We start from the raw sequence: 3,951 nt of genomic DNA, 5'->3' as shown, positions 1-3,951 counted from the left end.
TGCACCGTGTTCTGAGGAGGGTTCCATGTCTCGTATCGGCAAGAAACCCGTCACCTTGGTCAAAGGCACCTCTGCCTCGATCAGCGGCCAGACCATCGAGGTGAAGGGTCCGAAAGGCACCCGCAGCTTCACCGCGGGCGACGACGTCACGCTGACCATCGAGGGCGATGCCGTCAAGGTCACCCCGCGTGGCCTCTCGAAGCGTGCGCGCCAGCAGTGGGGTATGACCCGCTCGATGATCGACAACCTCGTCACCGGCGTTTCCACCGGCTTCAAGTCGGAACTGGAAATCCAGGGCGTCGGCTACCGCGCTGCGATGGCTGGCAACGTCCTGAAACTGTCGCTCGGCTATTCCCACGAAGTGAACTTCGACGTGCCGAAGGGCGTGACCATCACGGTCCCGAAGCAGACCGAGATCACCGTGGAAGGCATCGACCAGCAGCTGGTCGGCCAGGTGGCCGCGAACATCCGCGAATGGCGCGCGCCCGAGCCCTACAAGGGCAAGGGCATCCGCTACAAGGATGAGTATATCTTCCGCAAGGAAGGCAAGAAGAAGTAAGGGTGGCGAAAATGGCTTTGAAAAAACGCGAGCTGTTCCTCAAGCGCCGCCTGCGCGTCCGGAACAAGATCAAGGCGACCTCGCATGGTCGTCTGCGGCTGTCGGTGCACCGTTCGTCGAAGAACATCAGCGTTCAGCTGATCGACGACGCGAAGGGTGTGACGATTGCGGCGGCCTCCACGCTGGAGAAAGACCTCGGCGTGGTCGGCAAGAACAATGTCGAGGCATCCGCGAAAGTGGGCGCCGCGATTGCGGAACGGGCCAAGAAGGCCGGGGTCGAGGAATGCTACTTCGACCGTGGCGGCTTCCTGTTCCACGGCAAGATCAAGGCGCTGGCCGATGCGGCCCGTGAAGGCGGCTTGAAGTTCTGATCCAGCGGGCGGCGCCCCACATGGGCGCGCCGCCCCGATGATCCGGGTCTCCGGCATGATCGGCGACACCAGGGTTGGTTATAGACGGCGCGCTTCGCGCCACCAATGAAGGAATGCCTTATGGCAGAACGTGACAATCGCCGGGACAATCGGGGCGGAGACCGCCGCGACAACCGCCCGGAAGAAACCCCGGAATTCGCCGACCGTCTGGTCGCGATCAACCGCGTCTCGAAAACCGTCAAGGGTGGCAAGCGCTTCGGCTTTGCAGCTCTCGTCGTGGTCGGTGACCAGCGCGGTCGTGTCGGCTTCGGCAAGGGCAAGGCCAAGGAAGTGCCGGAAGCGATCCGCAAGGCCACCGAACAGGCCAAGCGCTCGATGATCCGCGTCGCGCTCAAGGACAGCCGCACGCTGCACCATGACATGGAAGGCCGCCACGGCGCCGGGAAAGTCGTGATGCGCACCGCTGTGGCCGGGACCGGCATCATCGCCGGCGGCCCGATGCGCGCCGTGTTCGAGATGCTGGGCATCCAGGACGTCGTCGCCAAGTCGATCGGCAGCCAGAACCCCTACAACATGATCCGCGCCACCATCGACGGGCTGAAGCACGAAGCCTCGCCCCGTTCGGTCGCGTCGCGTCGTGGCAAGAAGGTCGCCGAAATCCTTCGGAAACCCGAAGCCGAAACCGTGGAGGCCTGAACATGGCTGCCAAGAAATCTGACGCCGCGAAGAAAACCATCGTCGTGAAGCAAGTCCGCTCTGCCGCGCGCCGTCCGGCCGTGCAGACCGCGACCCTGAAGGGCCTCGGCCTGAACAAGATGAACCGCACCCGCGAGCTGGAGGACACCCCTTCCGTCCGCGGCATGGTGAATTCGATCAGCCACTTGGTCGAGATCATCGAAGAGCGCGGGTAATCCAAGGTCGGGGCTTCCCCCGATTCACTGGCATCAAACGCCCTCGCGGACCCGCGGGGGCGTTTCCTGTTCTGCGCTGGCTCGGGCGGGAAGCAGCGTGGTGACCCTTTCCAGGCCTGCGCGCGCCCCGTCCCTCACATCACCGCCACCAGCGCGTAAACCGCCATCGCCATCACGATCAGCGACCCCAGCGTGTAGAATGTCGCCCGAACCTCATGCGACCGGGCTGTGGCATAGGCCACCGCATGGGCCGCCCGGGCCGCGACGAAGCCGTACATCAGCGCCTGTGCCAGCCATAGCGGCGGTCCGACCGCCACGAAGATCAGCCCCGCTGCCCAGAAGGCCGGGATATTCTCCAGATCATTCCGGTGCATCCGACGCGAGCGGTCGACATAGTCGTTAACCTCCAGCTGCTGTGGGTCCGGCGCCTTGTTGATCAGGCCGGGCCGCAGGTCCTCGGGCGCGGCATAGCCACCACCGGCCTTCATCATCCGGTAGACCGTCATCCAGCCCTGTCCCATCACCTTCAGCACGGTCAGCGCAGTGGCGATCATCCAGGTGACAAAAACCGGGTTCTCGGTCGTGAAATATCCCATGTCGATCCCTCCCCGTCGGGCAGTTTGGAAATCCGCCCGGACCTGTCAGTGTCCGGTCGGAGACCGTCCTGCCCATGTCGCAAAATCTTACCCCGCGTCATTCTGCGGTGCTACGCTTCTCTCAACGACTCGACCCTGACCCGACAAGGGCAGGGGGTCGTCCAAGGGAGGAAACCATGACCACGCATTACGCCGGCGGCTGCGAACACGTCCATGTCACGGCCAGCGCCGAGCCCATCGACAACCACGAGTGCCACTGCAACGTCTGCAAGTCGGTGACGGGCCAGCACACCACCCATGTCGCTTTCTTCAACCATGGCGATATCCAGGTCGACCACCCCGAGAAGATCAAGCGCGTCCCCTTCAACGCCCAGAACCCTGACGGCCCGCTGGAGATCTGCCTCTGCACCGACTGCGGCGCGGTCCTGATGCTGGACGACAAGCAGGGCCGCATCCGTGTGGCCGTGCCGAACGTCATGGGCTACGACGACGCCAAGTTCCCCAAGGCCACCTATCACGCCTTCTGGGACGAGACGAAGGGCTATCCGGCCCCGCAGGACGGCCGCCCGGTCTACTCCGGCCTCCAGCCCAGCTTCGTCTGGCCGAAGGGCGCGTGAAACCGGCTTCCATGGGATAACGCCGCCCTAACGCGATTCGCTAACTCATTGAAATCATGTGATCCAAAAGGCTGCCCGCGCGCGGGCAGCCTTTCCCTTGCCAAGCCCCCCGCCTTCCTGTAAGGCCCCCCGGTGGCCAGTCCCGGCCATGAGAATCAAGAAAAGCCGTGGTCGCCCCGTTCTCGCTTCGGGGGCGTTTCCGGCAAGGAGAAGCGACATGAAACTGCATGAACTCGCCGACAACGAAGGCGCGGCGAAGAAGAAGAAACGCGTGGCGCGCGGCCCCGGCTCGGGCAAGGGCAAGACCGCCGGGCGCGGGATCAAGGGCCAGAAATCCCGCTCGGGCGTGGCTCTGGGTGGCTACGAAGGCGGGCAGATGCCGCTCTATCGCCGCCTGCCGAAGCGCGGCTTCACCAAGCCGAACAAGCTGCACTATTCGGTGGTCAACCTCGGCCTGATCGAGAAGTTCATCGCCGCGGGCAAGCTGAACGCCAAGGAAGAGATCACCGAAGACGCGCTGGTCGCGGCCGGCGTGACCTCGAACAAGCGCGACGGCATCCGCGTGCTGGCCAAGGGCGAGCTGAAGTCGAAGCTCACCCTGACCGTCACCGGCGCCTCGGCTTCGGCGGTCGAAGCGGTCGAAAAGGCGGGTGGCAAGGTCACTCTGTTGGCACCGGTCGCCGCCGCGGCTGAATAAGGGATTGTGAGCGGCCATCAGGTCGCTTACATCACACCAAGTTTTCCCGCGCCGCCGAACCGGAGAACGGTCCGGCGGCGCTTGGCTTGAAAGAGACCTGACATGGCATCTGCTGCAGAGCAAATGGCGGCGAACCTCAGCTGGGGCATGCTCGGCAAGGCGACCGACCTGCGCCAACGCATCCTCTTCACGATCGGCCT

The 3,951-nt window shown here is 64.2% G+C and carries 7 protein-coding genes; 6 read left to right on the top strand and 1 reads right to left on the bottom strand.

What is annotated here, in order from left to right; translation table 11 throughout:
* The first annotated feature begins 25 nt into the window (after positions 1 to 25).
* The 4 genes from rplF to rpmD all read left to right on the top strand — a co-directional run bounded on the left by rplF (position 26) and on the right by rpmD (position 1,841).
* A complete protein-coding gene (rplF, locus tag V7Q39_RS19870; protein ID WP_333818345.1) occupies positions 26 to 559 on the top strand; it encodes a 50S ribosomal protein L6 in 534 nt (177 codons plus the stop codon).
* 11 nt (positions 560 to 570) lie between these two features.
* The gene (gene rplR, locus V7Q39_RS19865; protein ID WP_333818344.1) at positions 571 to 930 is read left to right on the top strand and encodes a 50S ribosomal protein L18; all 360 of its coding nucleotides are present in this window, start codon (positions 571 to 573) and stop codon (positions 928 to 930) included.
* 120 nt (positions 931 to 1,050) lie between these two features.
* Positions 1,051 to 1,626 (top strand): 30S ribosomal protein S5, encoded by a 576-nt coding sequence (gene rpsE, locus V7Q39_RS19860; protein ID WP_333818343.1) that lies wholly within the window; start codon positions 1,051 to 1,053, stop codon positions 1,624 to 1,626.
* A gap of 2 nt (positions 1,627 to 1,628) precedes the next feature.
* Positions 1,629 to 1,841, top strand: coding sequence for a 50S ribosomal protein L30 (gene rpmD, locus V7Q39_RS19855; protein WP_333818342.1), 213 nt, complete (start codon positions 1,629 to 1,631; stop codon positions 1,839 to 1,841).
* 134 nt (positions 1,842 to 1,975) lie between these two features.
* On the opposite strand, the gene V7Q39_RS19850 is transcribed toward rpmD, so the two are convergent.
* On the bottom strand, positions 1,976 to 2,437 hold the full coding sequence (locus V7Q39_RS19850) for an MAPEG family protein (RefSeq protein ID WP_333818341.1): 462 nt from the start codon (positions 2,435 to 2,437) through the stop codon (positions 1,976 to 1,978).
* Positions 2,438 to 2,613: 176 nt separating this feature from the next.
* Here V7Q39_RS19850 and V7Q39_RS19845 point away from each other — a divergent pair, with 176 nt between their 5' ends.
* Positions 2,614 to 3,054 (top strand): GFA family protein, encoded by a 441-nt coding sequence (locus V7Q39_RS19845; protein WP_333818340.1) that lies wholly within the window; start codon positions 2,614 to 2,616, stop codon positions 3,052 to 3,054.
* 217 nt (positions 3,055 to 3,271) lie between these two features.
* The gene (gene rplO / locus V7Q39_RS19840; RefSeq protein WP_333818339.1) at positions 3,272 to 3,751 is read left to right on the top strand and encodes a 50S ribosomal protein L15; all 480 of its coding nucleotides are present in this window, start codon (positions 3,272 to 3,274) and stop codon (positions 3,749 to 3,751) included.
* Positions 3,752 to 3,951 lie beyond the last annotated feature (200 nt).

It is taken from the genome of Tabrizicola sp. (assembly GCF_036781545.1).
Taxonomy (GTDB): domain Bacteria; phylum Pseudomonadota; class Alphaproteobacteria; order Rhodobacterales; family Rhodobacteraceae; genus Tabrizicola.
The sequence above is the reverse complement of the archived record's forward strand: the minus strand, read 5'-3'. Positions and strand labels throughout refer to the sequence as shown.

Bases quoted from the DNA above. Each gene is read 5' to 3' on its own strand.
- rpsE (WP_333818343.1), top strand. From the start codon at position 1,051: ATGGCAGAACGTGACAATCGCCGGGACAATCGGGGCGGAGACCGCCGC.
- rpmD (WP_333818342.1), top strand. From the start codon at position 1,629: ATGGCTGCCAAGAAATCTGACGCCGCGAAGAAAACCATCGTCGTGAAG.
- rplO (WP_333818339.1), top strand. From the start codon at position 3,272: ATGAAACTGCATGAACTCGCCGACAACGAAGGCGCGGCGAAGAAGAAG.
- V7Q39_RS19850 (WP_333818341.1), bottom strand. From the start codon at position 2,437: ATGGGATATTTCACGACCGAGAACCCGGTTTTTGTCACCTGGATGATC.
- rplR (WP_333818344.1), top strand. From the start codon at position 571: ATGGCTTTGAAAAAACGCGAGCTGTTCCTCAAGCGCCGCCTGCGCGTC.
- V7Q39_RS19845 (WP_333818340.1), top strand. From the start codon at position 2,614: ATGACCACGCATTACGCCGGCGGCTGCGAACACGTCCATGTCACGGCC.
- rplF (WP_333818345.1), top strand. From the start codon at position 26: ATGTCTCGTATCGGCAAGAAACCCGTCACCTTGGTCAAAGGCACCTCT.